Here is a 25,661-nt window from a genome sequence, read left to right as displayed (position 1 = left end):
CACACGCGTGGTCGAGAGCAAGGACAGTGAGCCGAACACCGCCGGGATTCCGGTGGGCGTCGTCGGAGCGGGCACCATGGGCGCCGGGGTCGCCCAGTGCTTCGCGGCGGCCGGCCATCCCGTCGTGGTGGTCGATCCCGACCCGGCGGCCCGTGCGAGCGGACCGGAGCGGCTGCGCGCCGGCATCCGCGCCGCACGGCTGCTGCGCCGGCAGGACCCCGGCCCCGCCGAGGAGCGCGTGAGCTGGGCGGCGGACACGGCCGCCCTGTCCGATGCCCTCTTCGTGGTGGACTGCGCCCCGGAACGGATCCCGCTCAAGGCGGAGATCTTCCGCGCCCTGGACCGCACGTGCCCCGCCGAGGCGGTGTTCGCCTCGTGCACCTCCGCGATTCCCATCGGCCACCTCGGCTCCTTCACCGACCGCCCCGCCAACGTCATCGGCACCCACTTCATGAACCCGGCGCCGCTCAAGGACACCGTCGAGGTCGCCACCTCCACGTCCACCGGCGCGCAGACCGTACGCAGGACCCTGGACCTCCTGGCCGGCCTCGGCAAGAAGGCGATCGTGGTCGGCGACGGTCCCGGGTTCGTCAGCAACCGCGTACTGATGCTGACGGTCAACGAGGCGGCCACCGTCGTGGAGGCAGGCACCGCCGACGCCGACACCGTGGACCGGGTCTTCAAGGACTGCTTCGGGCACGCCACGGGGCCGCTGCGCACCGCCGACCTGATCGGTCTCGACACCGTGGTCGACACGCTGGCCGTGCTGCGCGAGTTCACCGGTGACGACCGGTTCCGTCCGACACCGCTGCTGTCGAAGCTGGTCGCCGAGGGAAGCGTCGGCAGAAAGGCCGGCCGCGGCTTCCACTCGTACCCCTCACACCGGTCCTCCATCGATCCGCGGCCCGCAGGAGCTGACAGCCATGTCTGATCACGGCAGCACGTGGATGCCGAACGCCGACCTCGTCGCCGAGGCCGTGGACATCCACGGCCCGGTGGACGTGACCCTTCTCCAGGACGCGATACGCCAGGTGACCGGCGAGGCGGAAGCCGTGCGTCTGCGCGCGAGCGACGGCGCCGGCGGCCGCGCGGAGTTCACCGACGGCGGGAGCGTTCCGCTGACCATGGTCGACCTGGGCGACGAGCCGGACCCGGCCGCCGCCCTCGACGCCTGGCTGCGGGGGGAGACGGCGCCGGGCCGGGACACGTCACGGTCCTCGCAGGCACTGATCCGGCTCGCGGACGACAGGTTCACCTGGTTCCACGGGCATCCCCGGCTAGCCCTGGACACGTACGGCTGCGCCCTCGTCAGCCGCCGCGCCGCCGAGGTCTACACCGCGCTCGTGGCCGGCCGGCCCGTCTCCGAGGGCGCTCTCCCGCCCCTCGCACGGCTCACCGAGGCCGAGGCCGCCTACCGGGCCTCGTCGGCGCCCGAGGCGGACGCCGCCTTCTGGCGGGAACGCCTCGCCGGCCTGGCGCCCTCCGCGCCGTCCACGGCCCCCGGCCTCGCACCGGTGGCGGGTCTCCCGCAGTCGGCCCCGGACACGGAGCGGGTACGCGCCGCGGCCCGCTACTGCGGAGCCCACCCGCGAGCGGTCCTGATCGCCGCCGTCGCCGCCCATCTGCACCGGACCACCGGCGCCGCCGATGTGGTCCTCGGACTGCCCGTGGACGGCCGTTTCGAGCGCGCGCTTCAGCGCGTGCCTGGCGCCGCCGAGGACATCGCCGCGCTCCGCCTCGACGTGCGGCCGGACACACCGTTCGCGGACCTCGTCCGGCAGGTGGCCCGTGAATCGCGCCGGGCCCGGCGCCACCAGCGGTTCCGGCACGCCGAGGTCTGCCGGGCGCTCGACGCGACGGGTGTCTCCGAGAGGCTGTACGAGGCGATCGCGGACGTACGGGAAGCGGCGCCGGACCTGCGCTTCGGGGACCACCGCGCGGTCGGCCGACGCCTGGGCAGCCGGCTGTCCACCGCTCCGAGGTTCCTGCTGGACCAGGACCCGGACGGCCGGACCCTGCGCGTGGCCGTTCTCCACTCCGGGACCGAGCTCGACCTCGGCGCCCATGCCCGCGACCTCAGCACACTCCTGACCGCGGCGGTCTCCGCACCGGGCCACACCTTGGCGGTGCTGGACACGCGGTCCGCCGGGGAACAGCCCGGCGCGGTCGCCCCGGCACCGGCCGCCACGGGGCGGACGGACCAGGACACGCTCACGTCGGTGCTGGACGCGGCCGCGCGACGCGGCCCGGACGCCGTCGCCGTACGCGACCGGAACGGACAGCTGACCTACCGCCAACTCCACGAGCGGGCCAACAAGCTGGCCCGGCTGCTCATCAGCCGCGGCGCGGGTCCCGAGCGGCTGGTCGGCCTGCTGCTGCCGCGCACCACCGACATGCTCGTGGCGATGCTGGCGGTCCTGAAGTCCGGCGCAGCGTACCTGCCGCTCGACCCCGCCTACCCCGACGAGCGCCTCCGCTACGTGGTAGGCGACGCCCGGCCGTCCTGTCTGCTCACCGACACCGCCCACGCCGACCGGGACCTCGGCACACCCACCGGCCCGATGCTCGCCCTGGACGAGGAGTCGGTACGGGCGGAACTGACGTCCGCCGCGTCGCACGACATCACCGACGGCGAACGCACCGCACCACTGACGCCCGGTCACCCGGCGTACGTCATCTACACCTCCGGATCCACCGGCGCCCCCAAGGGCGTCGTCGTGACACACCGCAACGTGCTGCCCCTGCTCGCGTGGGCCGAGGAGGAGCTCGGCGCCGACGCGCTCGCGCACAGTCTCGCCGCCACCTCGTTCAGCTTCGACGTGTCCGTGGCCGAGGTGTTCCCGCCGCTCGCGACCGGCGGCACGGTCGAGGTCGTACGGAACCTGCTGTCGCTCCTGGACGACGAACCGCCCCGGTGGTCCGGCGGTCTCGTCTGCGCGATTCCCTCGGCGCTCGGCAAGCTGCTGGACCGTACGAACCTCGACCTGTCGGCCCGCACCCTGGCCCTGGGAGGCGAGGCCCTGCCCGCCGACCTCGCCGACCGGGTGGTCCGGACGATGCCAGGCACCCGGCTGTTCAACGCCTACGGGCCGACCGAGGCCACCGTGTACGCCACCGCGTGGCGGGCCGACGTTGACCCGACGACGACCGCGCCGCCCATCGGCCGGCCTCTCGGCCACGTCCGCGCCTATGTGCTCGACGACGCCATGAAACCCGTCGAGGTCGGCGCGGCCGGGGAGTTGTACCTGGCCGGTGACGGACTGGCCCGCGGCTACCTGGGACGTCCCGGGCTGACCGCGGACCGCTTCCCGGCGGACCCCTTCGGCCCGCCCGGCACACGGATGTACCGCACCGGGGACTCGGTCCGCCGCCGGTCCGACGGGCAGCTCGACTTCCTGGGACGCGTGGACGAACAGGTCAAGATCAACGGCTTCCGTGTGGAGCCCGGCGAGGTGGAGGCCACACTGGCCCGCCACCCCCAAGTCGCCGAGGCGATGGCCGTCGTACGCACCGACCACGCGGGGGACGCCCGGCTGCTCGCCTATCTGGTCCCCGCCGACGCGTCCGCGCGGCCCGCGCCGCAGGAACTGCGCGCCTGGCTCACCGAACGCCTTCCGGCGCACCTGGTACCGGCCGAACTCCGTCTCACCGACGCCCTTCCCCGCACCCCCAACGGCAAGCTCGCCCGCGAGACCGACCCCGCGCCGCTCTCCGTGCCGCAGCCGGATCCGGCCCCCTCCACCGCCGTCAGCCCCGCGCCGCCGGCCGTCGTCGTGTCCCCGCCCGCCCCCGCCCCCGCGCCGGAGCCGGCGCGCGAAGCTCCCGCCTCGCGGGAGGACCTGGTCGCCGCCGCCTTCGCGGAAGTGCTCCGCGAGTCCGACGTGCCGCGCGACAAGAGCTTCTTCGACCTCGGCGGCGACAGCATCATGTCCATCCAACTGGTCAGCCATCTGCGCCAGTCGGGTCTCGTCCTCATCCCGCAGGACATCTTCGAGTACAAGAACGTCCAGGCCCTCGCCCGGATCGCGCGGGAGACCGGCCGGCAGTCCACCGGCGGGGACGCGGTGGCCGTCGGTGACGTACCCCTCACCCCGATCATGCACTGGCTGCGCGACCAGGGCGGGCCCATCGACGGCTTCCACCAGGCCGTGCTGCTCCGGGTCCCCGGCGGCGTGCGCGAGTCCCTGCTGACCTCGGCCGTCCAGTCGCTGATCGACCACCACGACGCCTTCCGGCTCCGCCTCGACCGCTCGGCACCGGGCTGGTCCCTGGAAGTCCGGCCGGTCGGCAGCGTCTCGGCCGGTGACTGCGTACGCCGCGTGCCCGTCGAGAGCCTCTCCGGGGAGGCCCTCCTGCGTGTGCTGTCCCGCGAGACCGCGCGGGCGCAGACCGAACTCGACGTGCGGGACGGCCGTATGGTGCGGGTGGTCTGGTTCGACGCCGGCCCGGACACACCCGGCCGGCTCCTGTTCATGGCCAACCACCTGGCCTGCGACGGTGTGTCCTGGCGCGTCGTGGTGCCCGACCTGGTCGGCGCGTACGAGGACGTCGCGGCGGGACGCTCTCCCGGCCCGCGCCCGGTCGAGACGTCCCTGCGCCACTGGAGCCGCGCGCTTCAGGAGCAGGCCCGCACCGAGGAACGGCAGGCCGAACTGCCCCTGTGGGAGCGGATGCTGGCCGTACCGGGCCCCCGCTTCGCCCGGCGCCCCCTGGACCCCGCCCGCGACACCACCGGCACGGCCCGCTCCCGCACGGTCGTCTACGGCGCCGAACGGGCCCGGCACCTGTTCACGACCATCCCGGCGGCCTTCCACTGCGAGATCAACGACGTACTGCTCACGGCGCTCGCGCTGGCAGTACAGCGGTGCATGGGCACCACCGAGGACGTGGTGATCGACATCGAGGGCCACGGCCGCGAACCCGTGGTGCCGGGCGCCGACCTGTCGCGCACCATCGGCTGGTTCACCAGCATGTACCCGGTGCGCATCGCGCCCGGCGCCCCGCTCTCCGGCGGGACGGTGCCGTCCGGCAGCGACCTCGGCCGTGCCCTGCGCGGGGTGAAGGAACAGCTCCGTGCCATCCCGGACAAGGGCATCGGCTTCGGCATGCTCCGCTACCTCAACCCGGAGACCGGGCCCCGGCTGGCCGCCGCCGAGCCCAGGCACATCGGCTTCAACTACTTCGGCCGCTTCCTCCTCCCCTCCGAGGGCGGCGAACAGGTCTGGTCACCCGCTCCCGAGACGGGGATGACGGCGGGCGCCGACGCCGGGATGCCGCTGGACCACCCGCTGTCCATCAACGCCCTCACCGAGGACACCGCGGACGGCACCGCGCTGCGCATCGCGTTCTCCTGGGCCGACGGGATCGTGGACGACGAGCGGGTCGACGAACTCGTCGACAACTGGTTCGAGTTGCTGGACGCCCTGGCCGCCCACGCGGCCCAGCCGGGCGCCGGCGGCCGTACCCCGTCCGACTTCCCGCTGGTCCGGCTCGACCAGCGGGCGATCGAGCGGCTGGAGAGCGACCACCCCGGTCTGGACGAGATACTGCCGCTCTCCTCCCTCCAGCAGGGCATGCTCTACCACCTGCTCCTCGGCTCGATGAACAACCCCGAGTCCGGCGACCCCGCGGAGGTGTCGCACTCCCTGTACACCATCCAGTTCTGGCTGGAACTCGAAGGGACACTGGACACCACGGCCATGCGGGCCGCCTTCCGCGCCCTCCTGGACCGCCACCGCAACCTCGGCGCGGCTTTCGTGCACACCGGACTCCCGCATCCCGTCCAGATCTTCCGCCCCGGCATGGACGTGCCCTGGCAGGAGACGGACCTGAGCGGCCTGCCGGAGGACGAACGCGAGCGCGAGGTCGAACGCCTCCTGGAGAAGGAGCGGGCCCGGCCCTTCGAGCCGGCCCGGCCGCCGCTGCTGAGGCTCCTGCTGATCGACCTCGGCGCGAACCGACGGCGGCTGGTGCTCTCCACCCACCACATCCTGCTGGACGGCTGGTCGCTGCCGATCATCATCGGCGAACTCTTCGCCCACTACCGGGCGCGGGTCACCGGGACGCCACACGCGCTGCCCACCGGCACGCCGTTCCGTGAGTACGCCAACTGGCTCTCCCGCGTGGACGGCGAGGCGGCCGAGGCCGCCTGGCGCACCGCACTGGCCGGCTTCACCCCCACCAGGATCGGGAACCGGCAGCCCGGCGAGCCGGTGCCGTCGCGGCATCTGCGCTCGTCGCTGGGCGAGGACGTCACCGGAGCGCTCGTGGGCACCGGCCGACGGTACGGTGTGACGCTCGCGACCGTGCTCCAGACCTGCTGGGCCATCCTGCTCGCCGAGGAGACCGGCCGTCAGGACGTCGTGTTCGGCTCCGTGGTCTCCGGCCGCCCCGCCGAACTGCCCGGGGTGGAAGCGATGGTGGGACTCTTCATCAACACCGTGCCCACCCGGGTGAGCCTCGACCCGGAAGAGTCGCTCGGTTCCCTCTTCGTACGGGTCCAGAACGAACAGGCCAAGCTGCTGCCGTATCAGCACATCAGCCTCACCGACATCCGCCGTATCACCGACAGCGGCGACATGTTCGACACGATGATGTCCTTCGCCAACTACCCCTTCGACGGGGAGTCGTTGCGCCGCCCCGCGCCGGACCTGGAACTCATCCGTGCCTCCGGTGAGGACCGGCAGCACTACCCGCTGGGCGTGGTCCTCAGCCACCGCGACGACGTCCTGAGCCTCCAGATCGAGTACCACCCCCACCTCATCGACCCGGACCGCGCGAACGACCTGGTCGAGCGCTTCGTCGCCCTGCTGACCCGCAGCGCGCACGCGCCGCACAGCGTCCTCGGCGAACTCCGGTCCGCCGACCTGCTCGTGGACGGGGCCGCGGACGTCCCGGCCGCGGCGCTCCCGGCCCCCGGCCCGTCGGCACTCGGCGGGGGCACCGGGGTGCTCCTGCCGCTGCGTGAGGAGGGCAGTCGCCCGCCCCTGTTCTGTGTGCACCCCGCGGCCGGTATCGCCTGGTCCTACGCCGGACTCAGCGGGCCGCTCGGCACCGATCAGCCGCTGTACGGGCTACAGGCACGGGGCCTGGACGGATCACAGGTACTGCCGGGGTCGGTCGCCGAGATGGCGGCGGACTACGTCGCCCAGCTGCGCACCGTACAGCCGACCGGTCCCTACCACCTGCTCGGATGGTCGTTCGGCGGCATCGTCGCGCACGAGATGGCCGTGCAGCTCCAGCGGGCGGGGGAGGAGGTCGGGCTGCTGGCCGTACTCGACGCCATGCCCGCCGCCCCCGCCACGGGGAACAGCACCGGCCCGGACGGCGCGAGCGACGGGAGCGCGGCCGCGGAGGCGAGCGAGGCCGGCGACGGGGACGACGGCGCGGGCGCACCCGGCCGGTTCGGCCCGGACCACGTGATGCGCACGATCCTCCAGTTCTTCGGCTACGACCCCGCCATCTGGGCCGACGAGGAAATGACCTATCCGCGGTTCCTGGAGATCAGCCGCGCCTACCCCGGTCTGCTCGCGACGTTCGACGAGGCGATGATCGAGACGCTCTGCCGCGTCTACGCGAACAACGCAGTCCTCTCCCACGAGCACACCCCGTCCCGTTACACCGGTGACCTGCTGGTCTTCACGGCACTCGAAACCTCCGCCGACGACGCCGCACGCCAGTGGGAGCGTTACGTCGACGGCGGGAAGCCGGACGTGCGCGCCGTGGAGTGCCCGCACGCGGAGATGGGCCGGCCCGGTCCGCTGGCGGAGATCGCCGAGATGCTCGCCCCCGCGCTGCGCGGCCGGCCCACCGGGTCGGAGGTGACCGGGTGACCCTGCCGGACCGGTCCGGTCCGGTGCCCCTGACCTCGGCCCAGCGCGGTATCTGGCTGGGCGACCGGCTCGCGGGTCCGGGGCGCTACCACGTGGGTCTGTCCATGGACATCATGGGACCGCTGGAACCGGACCTGTTCGAGGCGGCCTTCGAGGTGGCCGTCACCGAGACCGCGCCGCTGCGGGCCCGGTTCACGGTCGACGACGACGGCGAACCGCGGCAGTGGGACGGGCCGTCGCCGCCGTGGACCGTGACCCACGTCGATCTGCGTGCCGAGCCGACCCCGGCCGTCGCCGCCATGGCATGGATGCGCACGGATGTGGCCCGGCCGTTCGACCTCGGAGCGGGGCCGCCGTTCCGGACCGCACTGCTGCGCCTGGCCGACGACCGGTTCTGCTGGTATCTCGCCTGCCACCACCTGGTGCTCGACGGCCTGGGCAGCGCCCTGTTGGCGCGCCGGGTCGGCCGGCTCTACGCGGCCCTGGAGCGCGGGGAGCGGCCGGCGCCGGCCGTGCACCCCCTGGACGCGCTGCTGACCGCGGAACGTGCCTACCGTGCCTCGTCCGAGGCGCCCGCGGACCGCGATTTCTGGAAGGCGAGGCTGGCCGGGGCGACACCGCTCCGCCACCCCGGCACGGCCGGCGGCCTGGCGGTGCGCGGCGGCGCCCGCCTGCCCGCCGCGGGCCTGGCCGGACTGCGCGACACCGCCCGGCGGCTCGATGTGCGATGGCCGGTGCTGGCGACGGCCGCCGCGGCGCTGCTCGCACACGTCCGTACCGGCGCGGGCGGCACCGGCGAAGTGGTGCTGGGTCTGCCGGTCACCGCACGCGACCGGGAAGCGTCCCTGCTGGCCGCCGGCACCGCGTCGAATGTTCTGCCGCTCCGCACGCGGGTCCACGCGCACCGCCCGGCCCGCGACCTGGTGCGCGCGCTGGCCGACGAGATGAGCGCCGTACTGCCCCACGGGCACTATCGGCACGAGGACCAGCTGCACGACCTCGGACTGACCGGATCGGGAGGTTCGCTGTACGGACTGGCCGTGAACGTACTGCCGTTCAGCTACGGCCGCGACTTCGCCGGCCGCCCCGCGGCGATGCGCAACATCGCCATCGGACCGGTCCAGGACCTGTCCGTCACCGTGTACCCGGACGACCGGCGCGGCGGCCTGCGCATCGACCTGGACGCCGACCCCGCCCGGTACACGAGCGCCGAGGCGGCGGCCGAGGCCCGCCGCTACGCCAGACTGCTGCACCGGCTGGCCACCGACCCGGAAGGCGACCTGCGCGACCACGCCCACCTGTCCGCGCGCGAACGCCGCAGCTCGGCGCCCGGACCGGGCGTACGACCTGCCGTCGCCCCGACGACGCTCCCACAGCTCTTCGAGCGGGCCGCGTCCCGCTTTCCCGACGCGGCGGCTGTCCAGGACGGCGACACCGTCCTGCGCTACCGCGAACTCGACGCACGCGCCAACCGGCTGGCCAGGGCCCTGGTCCGGCGCGGCGCGGGACCGGGACAGCTGGTCGCCGTACAACTCCCGCGCTCCGTCGACCTGGTGACCGCGCTCGTCGCCGTGGCCAAGTCCGGCGCCGCCGCGGTGCCCGTCGACCCGCACTGGCCGGACGAACGGATCCGGCTGATCCTGGCCGGCACCCGCCCGGTCTGTGTGCTGACGCCCGGCGAACTGGCCGCCCTGCTCTCCGTCACGGACGACACCACGAACCTCACCGACGCCGAGCGCGGGACCCCACTGCTGCCCGCGCATCCCGCCTACGTCATCCACACCTCGGGATCGACGGGCCACCCCAAGGGCGTCGTGGTGCCGCACGAAGGACCCGTGGCGCTGCTGACGGACACCGCCTCCCGCTTCGGTTTCGGTACGAGCGACGTGTGGACGCTCTTCCACTCCTGCGCCTTCGACTTCTCCGTATGGGAGTTGTGGGGCGCGCTGGTGCACGGCGGACGCCTCGTCGTCGTCCCGCACGACGTGGCCCGCTCACCCAGAGCCCTCCTCGATCTTCTCGTCCGCGAGCGCGTCACCGTGCTGAACCAGACCCCGTCCGCGTTCGCCGCCCTCGACCACGCCGACGCCGAGGACCCGGCGCGGGGCCGCGCACTGGCCCTGCGATGGGTGATCTTCGGGGGCGACGCGCTGCTGCCGCGAACCCTGCGCGACTGGTACCGGCGCCACGGGCCGGACACCGCCCCTCCCACGCTCGTCAACATGTACGGCATCACCGAGACCACCGTCCACGCCACCCGCCTCGACCTGACCGCCCGCCACGCCGAACACGGCGGAAGTCCGATCGGCACCGCGATCCCCGGAACCCGGATCCACCTGCTGGACGACAGCCTGCGCCCCGTACCGCCGGGTGTCACAGGCGAGTTGTACGTCGGCGGCCGGGGCCTCGCCCACGGTTACCTCGGACGGCCGGGACTCACCGCCCAGCGCTTCGTCGCGGACCCCTTCGGTCCGCCCGGCTCGCGCCTCTACCGGTCCGGCGACCTGGCCCGGTGGACGACGGACGGCACCCTCCAGTACCTGGCGCGCGCGGACGACCAGTTGAAGATCCGCGGCCACCGCGTCGAGCCCGCCGAGGTCGAGGCGGCGCTCCTGGCCCTGGACGGCGTGGCCGGCGCCGCCGTCACCGCCGTCCGCGCCGCCACGGACGGAGAACCACGACTGGTCGGCTACGTCGTCGCGCGCGACCCCCGCCCCGCGCCGGACTTCCCGGACCGGTTGCGCCGCGAGTTGCGCGCGAGCCTGCCCGCCCATCTCCTGCCGGCCGAACTGGTACGCGTCGGCGCCCTGCCGATGACCGCGAACGGCAAACTCGACCGCACCGCCCTGCCCGCGCCCGGCGAACTCACGCCGGGCGAGGCCGAGACGGCCGGCCGGGACCTCCCGGTGTTCGCCACTCCGCTCGAAAAGGACGTGGCCGGACTGTTCTCCGAACTCCTCGGAGCGGCCCGGGTCCGCCCGGACGGCGACTTCTTCGACCTCGGCGGCGACAGCCTGCGCGCCGCCCGGCTGGCCGCCCGTATCCGCGCCGCCCACCACGCCGACATCGACGTCCGCGACATCTTCGACCACCCCACGGTCACCGCCCTGGCGGCCCACGTCGCCCGGTGCGCCCCCGTCCGGGCGACGGCCCAGTCACCGGCCGGCCGCCCGGACCGTATCCCCCTGTCCCACGGGCAACGACGTCTGTGGTTCCTGCACCGCCACACCGGTGCGGACGTGACCTACAACGTGCCCCTGACGGTGCGCCTGACCGGTTCCCTGGACCGCGCCGCCCTCGCGGCGGCTCTGGGCGACGTGACCGACCGGCACGAAATCCTGCGCACCGTCATCGAGGAGGACGACGGCCGGCCCCATCAGCGCGTCCTGCCGCCCGAGGCGGGCCGCCCCCGCCTCGTCGAAACGGCCACCACCGAGGACGAACTCCCCGCCCTGCTCTCCCGGGGCGCACGGCACGCCTTCCGGCTCGACCTCGAACCCCCGCTGAGGGCCGAGCTGTTCACCACCGGTCCCGGCGAGGCGCACACCCTGCTGCTCCTCGTGCACCACATCGCCTGCGACCACGCGTCTCTCGCCCCGCTCGCCGCCGATCTCGAAATCGCCTACACCGCGCGGCTGAGTGGTGCTCCGCCCGCCGCGCTGCCACCGCTGCCCCGTCAGTACGCCGACTTCGCGCTCGCCCGCCACGCGGACTCCGGCACCGGGGGAGACCCGTCCGCCGACAGGGCAGGCGGGCTCGCCCACTGGGTCCGCGCGCTGGACGGCCTTCCGTCCCGCATCGCCCTGCCCGCCGACCACACCGCGCCGCCGACGGACGACGGAGCCACCATCGCCTTCCGTGTCCCCGCCGAGCCGCACCGACGCCTCGCCCGGCTCGCCACCGCCGAACGCGCCAGCATGTTCATGGTCGTACACACCGCGCTCGCGGTACTCCTCACACGCCTCGGTGCCGGGACCGACATCCCGGTCGCCACCGCCGTCGCCGACCGGCCCGATCCCCGTCTCGACGCGCTGGTCGGCTTCTTCGTCAACACGCTCGTCCTGCGCACCGACACCTCCGGGAACCCCACCTTCCGGGATCTCCTCGGCCGCGTCCGCACGGGCGACCTCGCGGCCTTCGCCCACCAGGACGTGCCGTTCGAGCACGTCGTGGAGGCGCTGGCCCCGCACCGTCCCGAGAACGGTCCGCCCCTCTTCCAGGTGATGCTGGTGGTGACACCGCCGCCCCCCGGACGGCTCCACCTGCCCGGTCTGCGCGCCGAGGTCACCATGGTCGGCACCGGCACCGCCAAGTGCGATCTCGCCTTCAGCCTGTACGAGCACCGCGACACACAGGGCGCCGCCCAGGGGTTGGAGGGCGTACTCGAATACCGCACCGGCCTGTTCGCGCCGGGTACGGCCCGTGCGATGGGCGAACGCCTGGTCCGGCTGCTCACCCGGATGGCCGACGGCCCAGACACCCCCATCGGCCGGGCCGACCTGCTCGACCCGGCCGAACGCCACGAGCTGCTGCACCGGTGGGGCGCGACACCGGCCAGGCCCCACCCGGCCGGCAGCACCGCCCGGAGCGTCCCCGAGCGGATCAACGAGCACACGCGCCGCGCGCCGGACGCCGTGGCACTGCGCTCGGACACCGAAAGCGTCACGTACGCGGAACTGGAGGCCCGTTCCGACCGGCTGGCAGGCCATCTCGCCGCCGCCGGCGTGGGCCCCGAGACACGCGTCGCCGTGCTCATGGAACGCGGCGTCCTGTACGCCGTCACCGCGCTCGCCGTCCTCAAGAGCGGAGGCGTCTACGTACCGCTCGACACCAGGGCACCCCGGGCGCGGCAGACACGCGTCATCGCCGAGGCCGGAGCCACCGTGCTGGTCGTCGGCCCGCAACTGCCGCCCGGGGAACGGCCCGAGGGGGCGACGACGGTCCTCGACGCCGCCGACGCCCTTACCGCGCCACCCCCACGCGGCACCCCGCCGCCGGGCGCGCCCATCGATCCGCTCCGGCTGGCCTGCGTCATCTTCACCTCCGGATCCACCGGAGTCCCCAAGGGCGTCGCCATCACCCACGAAGGCATCCTCGCCCTCGGCGCCGACGCCTGCTACGAACCCACCACCGCCCGGCGCATGGTGATGCACTCCCCGCACTCCTTCGACGCCTCGACGATGGAACTGTGGGTGCCACTGCTGAACGGCGGCGAGACCGTCGTCGCCCCACCGGGCGAACTGGACCTGCTGACCCTGCGAAGGCTGATCACCGAGACCCGTCCCACCAGCCTGTGGCTGACCGCCGGACTCTTCCAACTGGTCGCCGAGGAGGACCCGGCCTGTCTGAGCACCCTCGACGTCGTGTGGACCGGCGGCGACGTCGTCTCGGCCCGCGCCGTCCGGACGGTACGGCGGCACTGCCCGGACACCGGCATCGTCAACGGCTACGGCCCGGCCGAGATGACGACCTGCGCCACCTGGCACCAGGTCACGGACGCGGACCTGGCCGACCCGGCGGGCCGCCGGGGCATCTCGATCGGCCGCCCGCTGGACGGCGGCCGGAGCTACGTACTGGACGCCGGACTCCAGCCAGTACCCGCCGGGGTGACGGGGGAGCTGTACCTCGCCGGTACCGGTGTCGCCCGCGGCTACCTCGGCCGCCCCGCACCGACCGCCGAACGGTTCGTCGCCGACCCCTTCGGCCCGCCCGGCGCGCGCATGTACCGGACGGGCGACCTGGCGCGCTGGCTGCCGGACGGCACCCTCGCCTTCGCCGGGCGGGCCGACGGGCAGGTCAAACTGCGGGGGTTCCGCATCGAGACCGACGAGATCGCGGCCGCGCTCGCCGCCCACGACGGCGTGGCCCAGGCCGCCGTGACGATGCGTGAGGGCGGACCCGGCGGGAAGCACCTGACCGCCTACGTGGTGCCCGCCGAGGGGACGACGGTCGACCTGGCGTCACTGCGCCGGCACCTCGCCGAGACGCTCCCCGACTACATGGTCCCCGCCGCCTGGGCGGTACTCGACACGATGCCGCTCACCCGCAACGGCAAGCTGGACCGCGCCGCCCTGCCCGAGCCCGACCGTGGGGCCGGCCCGCCCGCCCCAACCGCCGCGCCGCCATCCGGCGGCGACCCCGACCCCGGACACCCCCGCGGCGAACGGGAACACATCCTGCGCGCCATCTTCGCCCAGTTGCTCCGGACCCCGGCGATCGGCCTCCACGACGGCTTCTTCGACTCGGGCGGAGACAGCATCGGCGCCATCCAGCTCGTCAGCCGCGCCCACGAGGCCGGTCTGAGGATCACCGTGAACGACGTCTTCCGCGCGCCCACCGTCGCCGGGCTCGCCGCCCGCGCCGAGGCCGCGGAACCCGAGGCGCGCCCCGCCAGCGCGGACCCGGACGGCGGCGAGGGTCCGCTGCCGCTGACCCCCATCATCCACTGGTGGCGCGAACAGGCCGGTGACATCAGGACGTTCAGCCAGCACATGGTGATCCGCACCCCCGCCGGGCTGTCCGCGGACCGGCTCACCACCGTCCTCCAGAGCCTCGTCGACCGGCACGCCGCACTGCGTATGCGCCTCGACACCACCGGGGAGGCGTGGCGGCTCGACGTGGCGCCGGCCGGACAGGTCCGCGTGGACGGCCAGGTGCGCCGCCGTGTCACCGTCACCGACGCCCCGCTGCCCGATCTGCTCGCGGACTCCCTGGACGAGGCGCACCGCCGTCTCGATCCCACCGACGGCCGTCTGCTGGCGGCCGAGTTCCTCGACCGGGGCACCGAGCGAGGCGGTCGTCTGCTGCTCGTCATCCACCATCTGGCCGTCGACGGAGTCTCCTGGCGGATCCTGCTGTCCGAACTGGCCGCGGTCGAGCGCGCCCTCGCCGCCGGGAACCCGCCGCCTTCCCTCACGCCGCCGGTGCAGTTCCCGGCCTGGGCACGACTCCTCGCGGCACAGGGGGCGGATGGGACCCGCCGCGCGGAACTGCCGCTGTGGTCAGGGACGGTGGAGGCCCCGGACGTCCCGCTCGCGGAGCCGCTTCCGTCCGGCGCGGCCGGCCCGCCGAGCGAGTTGACCGTCACCCTGCCGCCCGGCCGGACCCTGCCCCTGCTCACCGAGGTCGGTGCGGCCTTCCACTGCGGCGTCGAGCCCGTACTGCTCACAGGCCTGACGCTCGCGGTCGAGGAGTGGTCCCGCCGCCGGGGCCGGGCACCCGGCCCGGACGGTCTGCTGGTGGACCTGGAGTCCCACGGCCGCCCCGACCCGCCGGAGACCGACGTGTCCCGGACCGTGGGGTGGCTGACGGCCCTGTACCCGGTCCGGCTGCCCCGCAGCGGTTGTTCGTGGACCGACGTGTGGAGTGTGGGGCCCGCCCTGGGCCGCGCGCTCAAGCAGGTCAAGGAGGTGTTGCGGACCGTCCCGGACCGCGGCGTCGGGTACGGCGTCCTGCGCCACCTCGACCCGGTCGCCGGGCCCCGCCTCGCCGGCGGAGCCTCTCCCCAGATCGGCTTCAACTACCTGGGCCGCCTCGCCACGACCCACGACGCCGACTGGGGCATCGCCGAGGAACAGGCCACCCCTCGCGCGGCCGGAGCCACCGGCCGGCTGGGCGCGCACCTCCTCGACATCAACGCACTGACGACGGACGGCGCCTCGGGGCCCCGGCTCACCGCCACGCTGGGCTGGTCGGCCGGTCAGTTCACCGAGGCCGAGGTCCGGATGCTCACCGATCTGTGGTTCGCCGCCCTCGACTCCCTCGTCCTGCACGCAAGAGTCCGCGGCGGCGGCCGAAGCCCTTCCGACGTGCCACTCGTCCGGGTCGACCAGGCGGAGATCGACCGGCTTGAGGACTCGTATCCGAAGCTGGCGGACGTACTCCCGCTCACCCCGCTGCAAGAGGGGCTGCTCTTCCACGCCCTGTACGAGCCGAGCGCACCGGACGTCTACCAGGCCCAGTGCACGGTCCGGCTGCACGGCCCCCTGAAGCCGGACGGCCTGCGTGCCGCCGCGACGGCCCTGCTGACGCGGCACCCCAACCTGGGCGCCGCCTTCGTCCACCAGGGCCTGCGCCACCCGGTCCAGGTCATTCCCGGCTCTCCCGCCCCCGGATGGCGGGAGATCGATCTCACGGGCGTCTCCGAGAGGCGCCGCGACCGGGTCTTCGACCGGCTGGCCGGCGCCGATCTGAACCGCCGCTTCGACCTCGATCGCCCACCGCTGATCCGCTTCACCCTCATCCGGTGGGGCCCCGACGAGCACCGGCTCGTCCTGACCAACCACCACCTGGTCATCGACGGCTGGTCGTTGCCCGTGCTCGTACGGGAACTGCTCGACCTCTACGCCCACGGAGGCGACCCGGACGCACTGGACCCGGTCACCCCCTACCGGGACCATCTGGCCCTGCTGGCGACCCGCGACAGGGCCGCCGCCCGCGAGGCCTGGCGCACCGCTCTCGCCGGCCTTGGTGAACCACGGCGGCTCACCCACGCCGTTCCCGAGGCCGCCGAGCGCGCCACCACGCTGAGCGCGACACTGGCGGACACCACGACCAAGGCACTGCGCGGTCCGGGAAGCGAGGGGGTCACCCTCAACACCGTTGTCCAGATGGCCTGGGGTGTGCTGCTGGCCCGTCGCGTCGGCACCCGGGACGTGGTGTTCGGTACGACCGTCGCGGGCCGCCAACCCGAGCTTCCCGGCATGGAGTCGATGATCGGCCTGTTCATCAACACGGTGCCGGTACGGCTGCGCCTCGACGGCGCGCAGACGGTGGGCGAGACCCTACGCCGCCTGCGGGACGAGCAGACGCGGCTGCTGCCGCACCACCACATCGGGTTGAGTGAGATCCAGCGCGCCCTGGGCCGACGGGAGTTGTTCGACACCCATCTGGTGGTCGAGAACTACCCCCTGGACCCGGTCGCGTCGGCGCGACCGGTGTCGGGGCTACGGGTGGCCGGCGTGGAGGGCCGGGACGCCACCCACTACCCGCTGACCCTGGTGGCGTTCGCCGCCGACGAGTCCCTGCGACTGCGCCTCGACCACCGTCCGGGCGCTCTGGCACCCGAAGCCGCCCCCGGCCTCCTCGGTGAACTGACGCGCCTGCTGGACACCATCGCCGCGCGGCCGGAGCTGCCGGTCGCCGATCTCATGCGCGCGGAATTCCGCGAGGACGACCGATACCGAGAGGACACACCATGACCAACCCGTTCGACGACGAGAGTGGAATCTTTCTGGTGCTGGTCAACGACGAGGGGCAGCACTCCCTCTGGCCGCGGTTCGCCGATGTCCCGGCCGGCTGGACCCGTACCTTCGGTCCCGACAGCCGCGCCGCCTGCCTGACGCACATCGAGGCCACCTGGACCGACCTGCGTCCGAAGAGTCTCATCGCGGCGACGGACGGCTCCACTCACTGAAACGCGGGACACCACGGCGCCGTTGTCCCGGCGCCGTGGTGTCCCTCTGGTGGTGTCTTTGAGATCAGGCCCTTACACCCCGCCGTAGCCCGGGTCGAGCACGAAGCGGACCAGCTTCACGCGCCCGTCGTCGGCGAACTCACCGAAGGCCAGGATCTCCTGCTGCCGTGACGGCTTCCCGTCCCGGCTGGTGGTGTACCGGGCCGCGAAGCGGTTGCCCTCGCGCAGCGACCGGAGCACCTCCACGGGGTAGCTGTGGCCGTGCTTCCGCCCTTCCTCAAGTGCCTTGAGCACGGCGGAGCGCTGCATCAGCTTGCCCCCGACGTGGTGCAGCGCGTCCGGGGTGTGGAAGTGGTCGTGCGCCTCGGCCACGGCCACCCCCGGGTCGTAGCCCGCCGTGTAGTACGCCCGCAGATAGTGCGCGGGGTCCTGGGCGGGCGTGGGCTCGGCCCCGGCCGCGGGCGGCGGGGCGGTGGTGGTACCGGGTGCGGGGCGGGCCGCGGCGTCGAAGGGGTCCTCACCACCCGGCCCGGACCAGCCGGGCCGACTGGAGGAGAAGCCGGTGGTGCTCGCCACCCGCCCGTCCTCCGCGATCTCGGCGAAGAGCGTCACATGGGTCGCGCTCTGCACCTTCCACAGCATGGGTGTGCCGATCGTGTACCGAGCGGCGGCGGTGCGCCCCTCCACGATCACCTCGTGGATGTACAGCTCGTAGGGTGCGCCCAGGGAACGCCTGGAGCGGAGGCCGCCCAGGATCTTCTTCAGGTCCAGTTGCCGGCCGTTGACCTGGTGCTCGCCGTCGGGCAGGTGGTAGCGCGACCAGACTTCCTCGACGGGGTCGGTGCCGTCGAAGGCGTCGGCGTGGTACGCGCGGAGGTAGCCGGCGAAGTCCTCGGCGGCGGTGGGGGGATGGGCGGTGCTCATGATTCTCTCCTGATCTTCTCGGCGGTCCTTGCTCCGCCGTGGGGCCCCAGATGAGGAACTGCGGTGATGCCGAACTCACGTCTGAGCGCGGCGAGGGCGGCGAGATGGCCGCACATGCCGTGCACGCTGGGTCCGGGTGGTGTCGAGGCGGAGCACAGGTACACCCCTTGCAGCGGGGTGCGGTAGGGGTTCCACGCGGGCGTCGGCCGCAGGAGGGACTGCCGGAGGGTGAGGGCCCCCGCGCCGATGTCGCCACCGGGGTAGTTCGGGTTGTACGACTCGTAATCGGCCGCCGTCACACCGCGCGACGCGAGAACGGTGTCGGCGAAGCCGGGCGCGTACCGCTCGATGCGACGGGTGATCAGCGGCACCGGGTCCCTGGTGTCGCCGTTCGGCACATGGGCGTAGGCCCACACGGGGCGGCGTGCTCCCGACGCACGGCCGGGGTCGGTCACGGCCGGGTCGACCAGCAGCACGAATGGTTCCTCGCTCGCCTCGCCCCGAACGGCGGCGTTCTCCGCCTCGACGGTCTCGGCACGCCTGCCGCCCAGATGCACGGTGCCGGCCAGCCCCATCTCGGGGTTGGACCAGGGGATGGGTCCCTCGATCAGGAAGTCGGCCTTCGCGGCGCCAGGACCGTACCGGAAGCGGCTCAGGGCGCCGCGGTAGCGTGCGGGCAACCTGTCCCCGGCCAGCTCGAGCAGGCCGTGCGGCGTGGTGTCCAGCATGATCACGCGGGCGTCGAGTTCCTTGAGGTCGGTGACCCGGTGGCCCGTGTGGAGCACCCCTCCGTGCGCCCGGAGATCGTCGGCCATGACTTCCGCGATACGGCGGCTTCCCCCCTGGGGCAGCGGCCAGCCGCTCGCGTGCGCCAGATGCCCGAGCAACATCGCGATCGCGGCGGTGGGCAGGCTCGGCAACCTGCCGACGCCGTGCGCCGCGACGCCGGTGAGCAGCGCCCGAGCCGCCTCGGTACGCAGGCCGTTGGTCCGCAGGAGGTTTCCGAGCACGCGTGTGCCGAGCGAGAGCGGAGCGACCATGTCGCGCGGCAGGGAGCGCTGACCGGACAGGAGGAGATCGGTGACGGCCGACGAGCGCCGCACCAGCGGTGCCATCAGACGGCGCCAGGTCTCCCCGTCCGGACCGAGGCGTTCGGCTGTCTTCGCGAGGTCGCGGTAGGCGAAGGCGGCGTCGCCGCCGTCCAGCGGATGCGCGTAGGCGATGGGCGGCTGGAGCAGCGCGACACCGCGGGCCGCGAGGTCGAACTCCCGGAAGAACGACGAGGCGGCGGCCATCGGGTGGACCGCCGCGCAGATGTCGTGCCACACGTTGGAGTCGAACAACGCCTCACCGCGCAGGCCGCCACCGATGGTGGCGGCCTGCTCGTGGACGTGCACGGTCAGACCGGCGCGCGCCAGGGTGACGGCAGCGGCCAGTCCGTTCGGGCCACTGCCGACCACGGCTACGTCGGCGCCCGTCATATCAGGGCGTCCTCGGCACCGAACTGCTGGTGGGCGAGACGCCGGTACACCTCGTCGGACTCGATGAGCTCCCGATGGGTGCCGGTCGCGCGCACGCGACCCTCCTCCATCACGATGATGCGGTCCGCCCGCACGATGGTGGACAGCCGGTGCGCGATGGCCAGTACGGCGCACTCCCCGGCGGCTTCGAGCATCGCGTCGCGCAGCGCGGCCTCGGTGTCGCTGTCCAGGTGGGCGGTGACCTCGTCCAGCAGGATCACATCCGGCCGCTGCAACAACGTCCGGGCGATGGCGAGCCGTTGCCGCTGTCCGCCGGACAACCCGGCCCCGCGCTCGCCGAGATCCGTGTCGAGCCCCTGCGGCAGTTCGCCGACGAAGCTCTCGAGGCTGGCGAGCCGCAGCGCACGGGCGACCTCCGCGTCATCGGCAGACGGATTCGCGTACGTCAGATTCTCTCGGATCGTGCCGCGCATCATCGGCGCGTCCTGCTCGACATAGCCGACCAGCGACCGCAGTTCCCCGAGACGGAGACCGGCGATGTCACGGCCCGCGATCCGGATCGTTCCGCTGTCAGGAGAAAGGAACCTCTCGATCAGTTGGAACGTCGTCGTCTTGCCGGCACCGGAAGGACCGACGATAGCAGTAAGTCCCTTGCGCGGCAGGGAGAACGAGACGTCCCTGAGGACCGGCACATCCGCGTTGTAGGCGAAGCTGACCTTCTCGAAACGGACCGCGGACGTCGGCGTCCCGGCCGGCTCCCGCTCGTTGCGCGGCGCGAGGTCCCCGTCGTGTCCGTCTTCCTCTTCCTCCTGGGGGATGGCCCCCAGCTCCAGCACACGCTGGACCGCCGCGCGCCCCTGCTGGGCCTGACCGATCGACATGAAGAGCATCACCAACGGGGACACCAGGTAGAACAAGTACATGACGAACGAGGTGAGATCGGCCGGCGGCATGTCCCCGGTCGCCACCCGTGCCATGCCCCAGGAGATGACGACCGCCAGCGAGAGCTGCGTGCCGACGTTCATCGTGGGTGTGAGCAGCGCGCTGAAGCCGGTGACCCGGATACCGCTGCGCCGGGCCTTCTCCGCCAGGCGCGCCAGCTCCTCCGTCTCCCGCTCCTCGGCACGTGACGCCTTCACCGTGGTGAGGGCTCCCAGCACCCTTTGCAGCCCCGAGCCGAAGGCGCCGACGTTCTCCCGGTTCTTCAGGGCGGAGACGCGTACCTGGCGGGCCAGCAGCAGGGCGACGACGCTGGCCAGGCCGAGGCAGCCGATCGTGGCGAGCAGCAGGAGCCAGTCGAGCATGGCCATCAGGACGATGCCGCCGACCAGCATGAAGACGGACGTGACCATCTGCGCCAGCGCCTGCGCGATGACCAGGCAGGCGATGGAGGTGTCGGAGACGGTGCGCGAGAAGATATCGCCGTGTTCGAGGCGTGCGAAGTGCGGTATCCGGCTCCGCAGCAGCCGGCCGCCGAGAATCCGGCGGGCGTCGAAGACGATGCTCTCCCCGGCCCGGCCGATCACATAGGTGTGGCCGGCGCTCATGGCCGCGTCCGTGATGAAGAACAGCGCGATGAAGGTGATGGGCCAGACGACCGACTTGTCCAGCGAGACCGCTTCGATCAACTGCCCGAGCATCCAGGGCTGGGCGAGCGTGGCCGCCGCACCGACCAGACCCATGCCGATACCGACGATCAGCAGGGCCTGGTGGCGGCGGACTATCTCCCGGAGGTTCATGCCGGCTTGGTGTACGACGCCACGAACAGGCCCGCCTCGGGGGCGTACGCGTTCCCCTGCCAGTCGCTGTAGTGGCCCTCGGGCACCAGACCGGCCGCCCGCGCGTACCCGTCCACCTCGTCGGGGATGAGCAGACGCGCGACCTCGGTGCCGATGCGGTGGGTGCCGTCCGACTCGAACCACACGGTGGACACCTGCCAGATCGTGTTCTCCATGAAGAGCGTGCCGTGCATCTGGAGGCCCGTGTTCGGTTCGGGATAGGGCGCGAAGATCGTGGTGCGCGTCCGGCCCTCGTGCTGGGCGACGATCCCCGGCCTGTTGTGCGTCTCGACCAGCAACCTGCCGCCCGGCAGCAGGTGTTCCGCGGCGCGGGCGATGGCCTCCCGCTGTTCCGCGGGGTCCAGGACCAGCGCCAGCGTGGAGCAGACGCAGTAGACCAGACCGTACTGACGGCCACCGCTGTAGGTCCGGATGTCACCGATCTCCGCGGTGACGTCGTCGCCTTCCTCGGCCTTCTTCTCCAGCGCCGTGAGCATCTCCGGTGAGGAGTCCACGCCGGTGACCGGGCCGACCCGGCGCGACAGCGGCAGGGCGATCCGGCCCGTGCCGACGCCGAGTTCCAGGGTGCCCAGGGCCGGGTCCGGGTGGTGTCCCGCGAGGGCCTCGACGGTGGTCAGCGTCGCGGCATCGTTCGGGAAAATGCGGTCGTACCAGTTCTCGAACTGTTTGCCGTAGCCTATGTCCGCGATGGTCACGGGAGCTCCAATCCTGTTTCGGTGGACCCTCTGGCGGGGTGCGGTGTCAGACGGCACCGAGGAATGCCGGCCCGGCCGGTTTCATCGGCAGATAGGTGGACACGTAGAGGACTTCCGGGTCCTCGCTGTCGTCGTGTCCGGGGGCCCGGACCACCGAGAACTGGAATCCGCGGACGTCGGACGCGTCCGACGCGTCTCTGATCTGCTTCCTGATGAATTCGGTCAGCACTCGGAAGGGCGGCGAGTTGGTCGGGTCGTCCCCCTTCTGGATGCTTTTCAGGATGGCGGTGCAGATGTCGAACACGGCCTTCTCACGACGGCGGGAGGAGAACCAGAAAGCCTGGATCATCTTGCGGTTCGTGATGAGGTCCAACTCGACCCAGGCGGACGTCTGCCGGTTCTCGTCCAGGGTGCGGTAGAGGTAGTGGAAGTCGTGCGTCGCGGGGTTGGGCGCGAAGAACTTCCAGTTCGGTACGAGCGAGAACACGTCCTTTCCCCGCGCGAGTTCGAAGGCCGGGTGCGGATGCTGGGCGGCCAGGGTCGTCACCAGCAGAGTCGCGCCGGCGATACGTGTCACGGAGCCCGGTCCGGTGAATGCGTCCTTGAGGAGTGAGGTCGCGTTCATTTGGTGTCGCCCACCTTCCCGGAGGGGTTCTCGTCGGATTCCTGAACGGCCGACGGGGCGCGCGGAGTGCAGTGCTCCCGTACGAAATCGGCGACGAGTTCCGTCGCGGTGCGTGTGTGGCGCGGGTCGGTGAGAATCGTGTCGTGCCCGCCGCGTTCCACCACGACGACCTCGCCGTGCTGGTCCCCCGCCTCGTGGGACCGGGCGATGTCGTGGTACATCAGCAACTGCTCGGGATCGGTGTCCACCGTCAACTGCGCGGCGATGACCAGACCGGGAACCGGCAGCGGCTCCAGGTTTCCGGTGTAGTTCTCCAGCTCCTCGCGGACGGCCTTCCACTCCTGATCCGCGGCGACCCACAGCCGTGAGTCGGCGTAGTGGGCGAAGACCTTCTTCCGGTAGGCGGCGGGCAGGTCGTTCACCCAGTCGGGACGCCCGAGCAGGGCCCCGAACCCCAGCTTCGTCCAGAGGCTCATCAGCGCGAGGGACTCGGTGAAGATCTCGCTGCCCTTGCGCTGCTTGTCCGACCGTACGAGCTGCGCGGGGTGCGTGGGGTCGAGGTAGACGACGCCGGCCACCCGGTCACCGAGCTGCCGCACGACCCGGCGGTTCAACTCCCCACCCAGGGAGTGCCCGACGAGTACCACCTTGCGGTCCTCCGGCAGGGCCTCGCGGATCAGGTCCTCGAGGTCGTTGACGGACTCCTGCACGGTGTAGGGAGTGTCCCTGAGCCGCTTGCTGGGGCCGTAGCCCGCGCGGGAGTAGGTCACCGAGGCGTAGCCCAGGTCGAAGGCCAGCCGCTCGACCATCCACGCGAAGTGCTCGGTGGTCGAGGCGAGACCGTGGTTGAAGACGAGGACCGGACGGTCGGGGTGGTCCTGGCCGCCGGTGTCGTACGTCAGCACGTTGCCGTTGCGTGTGGTGACGGTGCGGGACGTCGGCCACCCGGCCACGGCGCGTGCGCGCCGCTGCGTCGCCATGACGCCCGCGGCGGTGACCCCGCCGGCCAGCAGCACCAGCGCGGTCTTGACCATCCTGTCATCCCGGTCGGCCACCACCGGGAACGACTTCGGCGTGGTCGTGTAGGCCACCATGGGATGCATCGCGGGGAACGCGGTCATGAACCTGCCCAGCCCCATGACGAACGCGTTCGCGACATGGAAACTGCCCGCGGCGGCGATCACCGGACGGGTCAGCCTGCCGCCGGCCAGATAGACCACCGGGAAGAGGCATTCCATCGCCAGGACCCCGTGCTGCGTGATTTTGCTGGCCCGGGGATAACGCTGCGTCAGACGGTACGCGCGCTCCCAGCCGTAGGTGCGTGTACGCATCACACCGGGCAGGGCCGAGCCGTCGCGCCACATGGTCCCGGCCATCTTCGCCCAGCCCGACGCCGCGTAGGACATGTTGGCCTGGATCGCCAGGTACCACATCAGGGCGTCCTTGACCTGCGGGCTGACCGGCAGCCGGGCCAGGCCGGTGACCGCCTGGACCTGGGTGGCGACCTGATCCGCACCGTCCGTTCCGTAACGGTGCCGGGCCTGAAGCACCGTCGTCGTGACGCCCAGGTAGAGGTTGCCCGCCGCCCGCCATTTGCTGTTGCCGGGCAACAGCATTCCGAGGCTGCACGCGACACGTGAGGCGTGGATGGCCAGCGTGGTCTTCCTGCCACTGACGGCGTTCGTCATCTTCTGGATCGCCGGGACCCTGCTTTCCGGCGTCTTCTTCATGATCTCCCAGTCGTTGAGGCCACCGGGTTCGAAATTCCGGTGCTGACTGAGGTATTCCAGAGAGGAAGACAGACTGGAAAGGGCCGCAAGGCGCTCGGAGATGCCTATCGCGCGATCCCTGGAGATAGGGATCGGAGAGAACAACGAAGCTGCGAGTTTCTTTGTCAGCTGCATACCTGGGGCTTCCTTTGTGCTGAATGGCCAGAAGGTACGATCGACGCACTGTCGGGCCGCGGTTCCGACGCGGCCCGACAGTGCTGCCTGCTCCCGGAATCAGCTCCCGGAAGATGCTCTCAGGGGCCGGCAGAGCCCCTGAACAGCGTGAAGCTCAGCCCGACAGCGGTATCAGTCGTTGGCCCCGGCCTCGTACGCCTGGACGCCGACCCACGAGACACCGGCGCCGCCGACGAAGCCGGCACCGAAGGCGACCAGGCCGGGGGTGGCCTGGACGGGCGCCATGGCGACGACCTCGCCGTGGGACCCGTCGGTCAGGTGCTCCGGGGTGATGGCCGCAACGCTCTCAATGATTCTGCTCATTGCATTCCCTTTCGTTGTGATGGGATGGATCAGCCGAAGACGCGGCCGGCGACATACGCGCCCGCCACGACGGTGACGCCGGCAGCGGCGCCGCCGACGTACCAGCAGGTCGCCACGGCGGCTGCGGGGGTCGCCAGGACGGGCTCCTGGGTGTCCTCCTTGTAACCCTGCTCCAGAACACCCAGCTTCTGGTCGTTCATGAATTCGGCGATGGTCGCCACGCTTCGCTCCCTCATTGCAGTTTCGCGCAGACAAGCAGGGATTTGAGGAATTGCATTAATCCGCAACGAAAAGCCGCAGATTCGCACGGAGCTCGGACATGAATTTCCTGCCCGCCGTGCACACTGCGGAATATCGCCCCCGCTAATCAGCACTGTTTAAATGCCTGACTTTGCGGGAGCCATAATAAGGGCCATTGACCTTGCTGGATCAAGCCTTTACCGATGTGGTGCACATCACACTGTAAACAGTGGATGACATGGGGCGCATTCTTGCACCGTCCATCATTTCCCCGTGGCGCGAAAAAAAGATCGATGGATGGGCCACTCAAAAGTGAGAACCCGCTGGTAGCGCGGTGGTAATGCGTGATCTGGAACAATCAATTCCGGAAAGCTCGTGGCCGG

The 25,661-nt window shown here is 72.0% G+C and carries 12 protein-coding genes; 4 read left to right on the top strand and 8 right to left on the bottom strand.

Annotation, left to right across the window (positions count from 1 at the left end):
* Positions 1 to 7: 7 nt before the first annotated feature.
* Genes ACFWHU_RS15130 through ACFWHU_RS15115 form a run of 4 tightly spaced genes read left to right on the top strand, consistent with a single transcriptional unit; the run spans position 8 to position 17,247 of the window.
* Complete coding sequence (locus tag ACFWHU_RS15130; RefSeq protein ID WP_387225174.1) at positions 8 to 931, top strand: 3-hydroxyacyl-CoA dehydrogenase family protein; 924 nt, start codon at positions 8 to 10, stop codon at positions 929 to 931.
* The gene (locus ACFWHU_RS15125) at positions 924 to 7,832 is read left to right on the top strand and encodes an amino acid adenylation domain-containing protein (RefSeq protein ID WP_387225173.1); all 6,909 of its coding nucleotides are present in this window, start codon (positions 924 to 926) and stop codon (positions 7,830 to 7,832) included. The genes ACFWHU_RS15130 and ACFWHU_RS15125 overlap by 8 nt, the downstream gene beginning before the upstream one ends.
* Entirely contained in the window at positions 7,829 to 17,032 is a 9,204-nt protein-coding gene (locus ACFWHU_RS15120) for an amino acid adenylation domain-containing protein (RefSeq protein WP_387225172.1), read from the top strand. The genes ACFWHU_RS15125 and ACFWHU_RS15120 overlap by 4 nt, the downstream gene beginning before the upstream one ends.
* Complete coding sequence (locus tag ACFWHU_RS15115; protein WP_387225171.1) at positions 17,029 to 17,247, top strand: MbtH family protein; 219 nt, start codon at positions 17,029 to 17,031, stop codon at positions 17,245 to 17,247. The genes ACFWHU_RS15120 and ACFWHU_RS15115 overlap by 4 nt, the downstream gene beginning before the upstream one ends.
* 72 nt (positions 17,248 to 17,319) lie before the next feature.
* Here the strand turns inward: ACFWHU_RS15115 and ACFWHU_RS15110 are convergent, their stop codons facing one another.
* From ACFWHU_RS15110 to ACFWHU_RS15075, 8 genes are all read right to left on the bottom strand, one after another.
* Positions 17,320 to 18,171, bottom strand: coding sequence for a nuclear transport factor 2 family protein (locus ACFWHU_RS15110; RefSeq protein WP_385799944.1), 852 nt, complete (start codon positions 18,169 to 18,171; stop codon positions 17,320 to 17,322).
* On the bottom strand, positions 18,168 to 19,652 hold the full coding sequence (locus tag ACFWHU_RS15105; protein WP_385799943.1) for a phytoene desaturase family protein: 1,485 nt from the start codon (positions 19,650 to 19,652) through the stop codon (positions 18,168 to 18,170). Before ACFWHU_RS15105 ends, ACFWHU_RS15110 begins: the two co-directional genes overlap by 4 nt.
* Entirely contained in the window at positions 19,649 to 21,391 is a 1,743-nt protein-coding gene (locus ACFWHU_RS15100; protein WP_385799940.1) for an ABC transporter ATP-binding protein, read from the bottom strand. Before ACFWHU_RS15100 ends, ACFWHU_RS15105 begins: the two co-directional genes overlap by 4 nt.
* Complete coding sequence (locus tag ACFWHU_RS15095) at positions 21,388 to 22,146, bottom strand: class I SAM-dependent methyltransferase (protein WP_387225170.1); 759 nt, start codon at positions 22,144 to 22,146, stop codon at positions 21,388 to 21,390. The genes ACFWHU_RS15100 and ACFWHU_RS15095 overlap by 4 nt, the downstream gene beginning before the upstream one ends.
* 46 nt (positions 22,147 to 22,192) lie before the next feature.
* Positions 22,193 to 22,771, bottom strand: a complete 579-nt coding sequence (locus ACFWHU_RS15090) for a hypothetical protein (protein ID WP_385799937.1) — start codon at positions 22,769 to 22,771, stop codon at positions 22,193 to 22,195.
* A complete protein-coding gene (locus ACFWHU_RS15085; RefSeq protein WP_387225168.1) occupies positions 22,768 to 24,501 on the bottom strand; it encodes an alpha/beta fold hydrolase in 1,734 nt (577 codons plus the stop codon). The genes ACFWHU_RS15090 and ACFWHU_RS15085 overlap by 4 nt, the downstream gene beginning before the upstream one ends.
* Before the next feature lie 345 nt (positions 24,502 to 24,846).
* Positions 24,847 to 25,038, bottom strand: coding sequence for a hypothetical protein (locus ACFWHU_RS15080; protein ID WP_383835403.1), 192 nt, complete (start codon positions 25,036 to 25,038; stop codon positions 24,847 to 24,849).
* A gap of 29 nt (positions 25,039 to 25,067) precedes the next feature.
* The gene (locus ACFWHU_RS15075; RefSeq protein ID WP_242574632.1) at positions 25,068 to 25,259 is read right to left on the bottom strand and encodes a hypothetical protein; all 192 of its coding nucleotides are present in this window, start codon (positions 25,257 to 25,259) and stop codon (positions 25,068 to 25,070) included.
* Positions 25,260 to 25,661: the final 402 nt, after the last annotated feature.

The sequence above is a fragment of the Streptomyces sp. NPDC060366 genome (assembly GCF_042725135.1).
GTDB lineage: Bacteria > Actinomycetota > Actinomycetes > Streptomycetales > Streptomycetaceae > Streptomyces.
Note: the sequence above shows the minus strand (reverse complement) of the source record. Positions and strands in the feature narration are given on the sequence as shown.

Excerpts from the sequence above, each read along its gene's own strand:
- ACFWHU_RS15105 (WP_385799943.1), bottom strand. The coding sequence starts at position 19,652 with ATGACGGGCGCCGACGTAGCCGTGGTCGGCAGTGGCCCGAACGGACTG.
- ACFWHU_RS15100 (WP_385799940.1), bottom strand. The coding sequence starts at position 21,391 with ATGAACCTCCGGGAGATAGTCCGCCGCCACCAGGCCCTGCTGATCGTC.
- ACFWHU_RS15080 (WP_383835403.1), bottom strand. The coding sequence starts at position 25,038 with ATGAGCAGAATCATTGAGAGCGTTGCGGCCATCACCCCGGAGCACCTG.
- ACFWHU_RS15085 (WP_387225168.1), bottom strand. The coding sequence starts at position 24,501 with ATGAAGAAGACGCCGGAAAGCAGGGTCCCGGCGATCCAGAAGATGACG.
- ACFWHU_RS15090 (WP_385799937.1), bottom strand. The coding sequence starts at position 22,771 with ATGAACGCGACCTCACTCCTCAAGGACGCATTCACCGGACCGGGCTCC.
- ACFWHU_RS15110 (WP_385799944.1), bottom strand. The coding sequence starts at position 18,171 with ATGAGCACCGCCCATCCCCCCACCGCCGCCGAGGACTTCGCCGGCTAC.
- ACFWHU_RS15125 (WP_387225173.1), top strand. The coding sequence starts at position 924 with ATGTCTGATCACGGCAGCACGTGGATGCCGAACGCCGACCTCGTCGCC.
- ACFWHU_RS15115 (WP_387225171.1), top strand. The coding sequence starts at position 17,029 with ATGACCAACCCGTTCGACGACGAGAGTGGAATCTTTCTGGTGCTGGTC.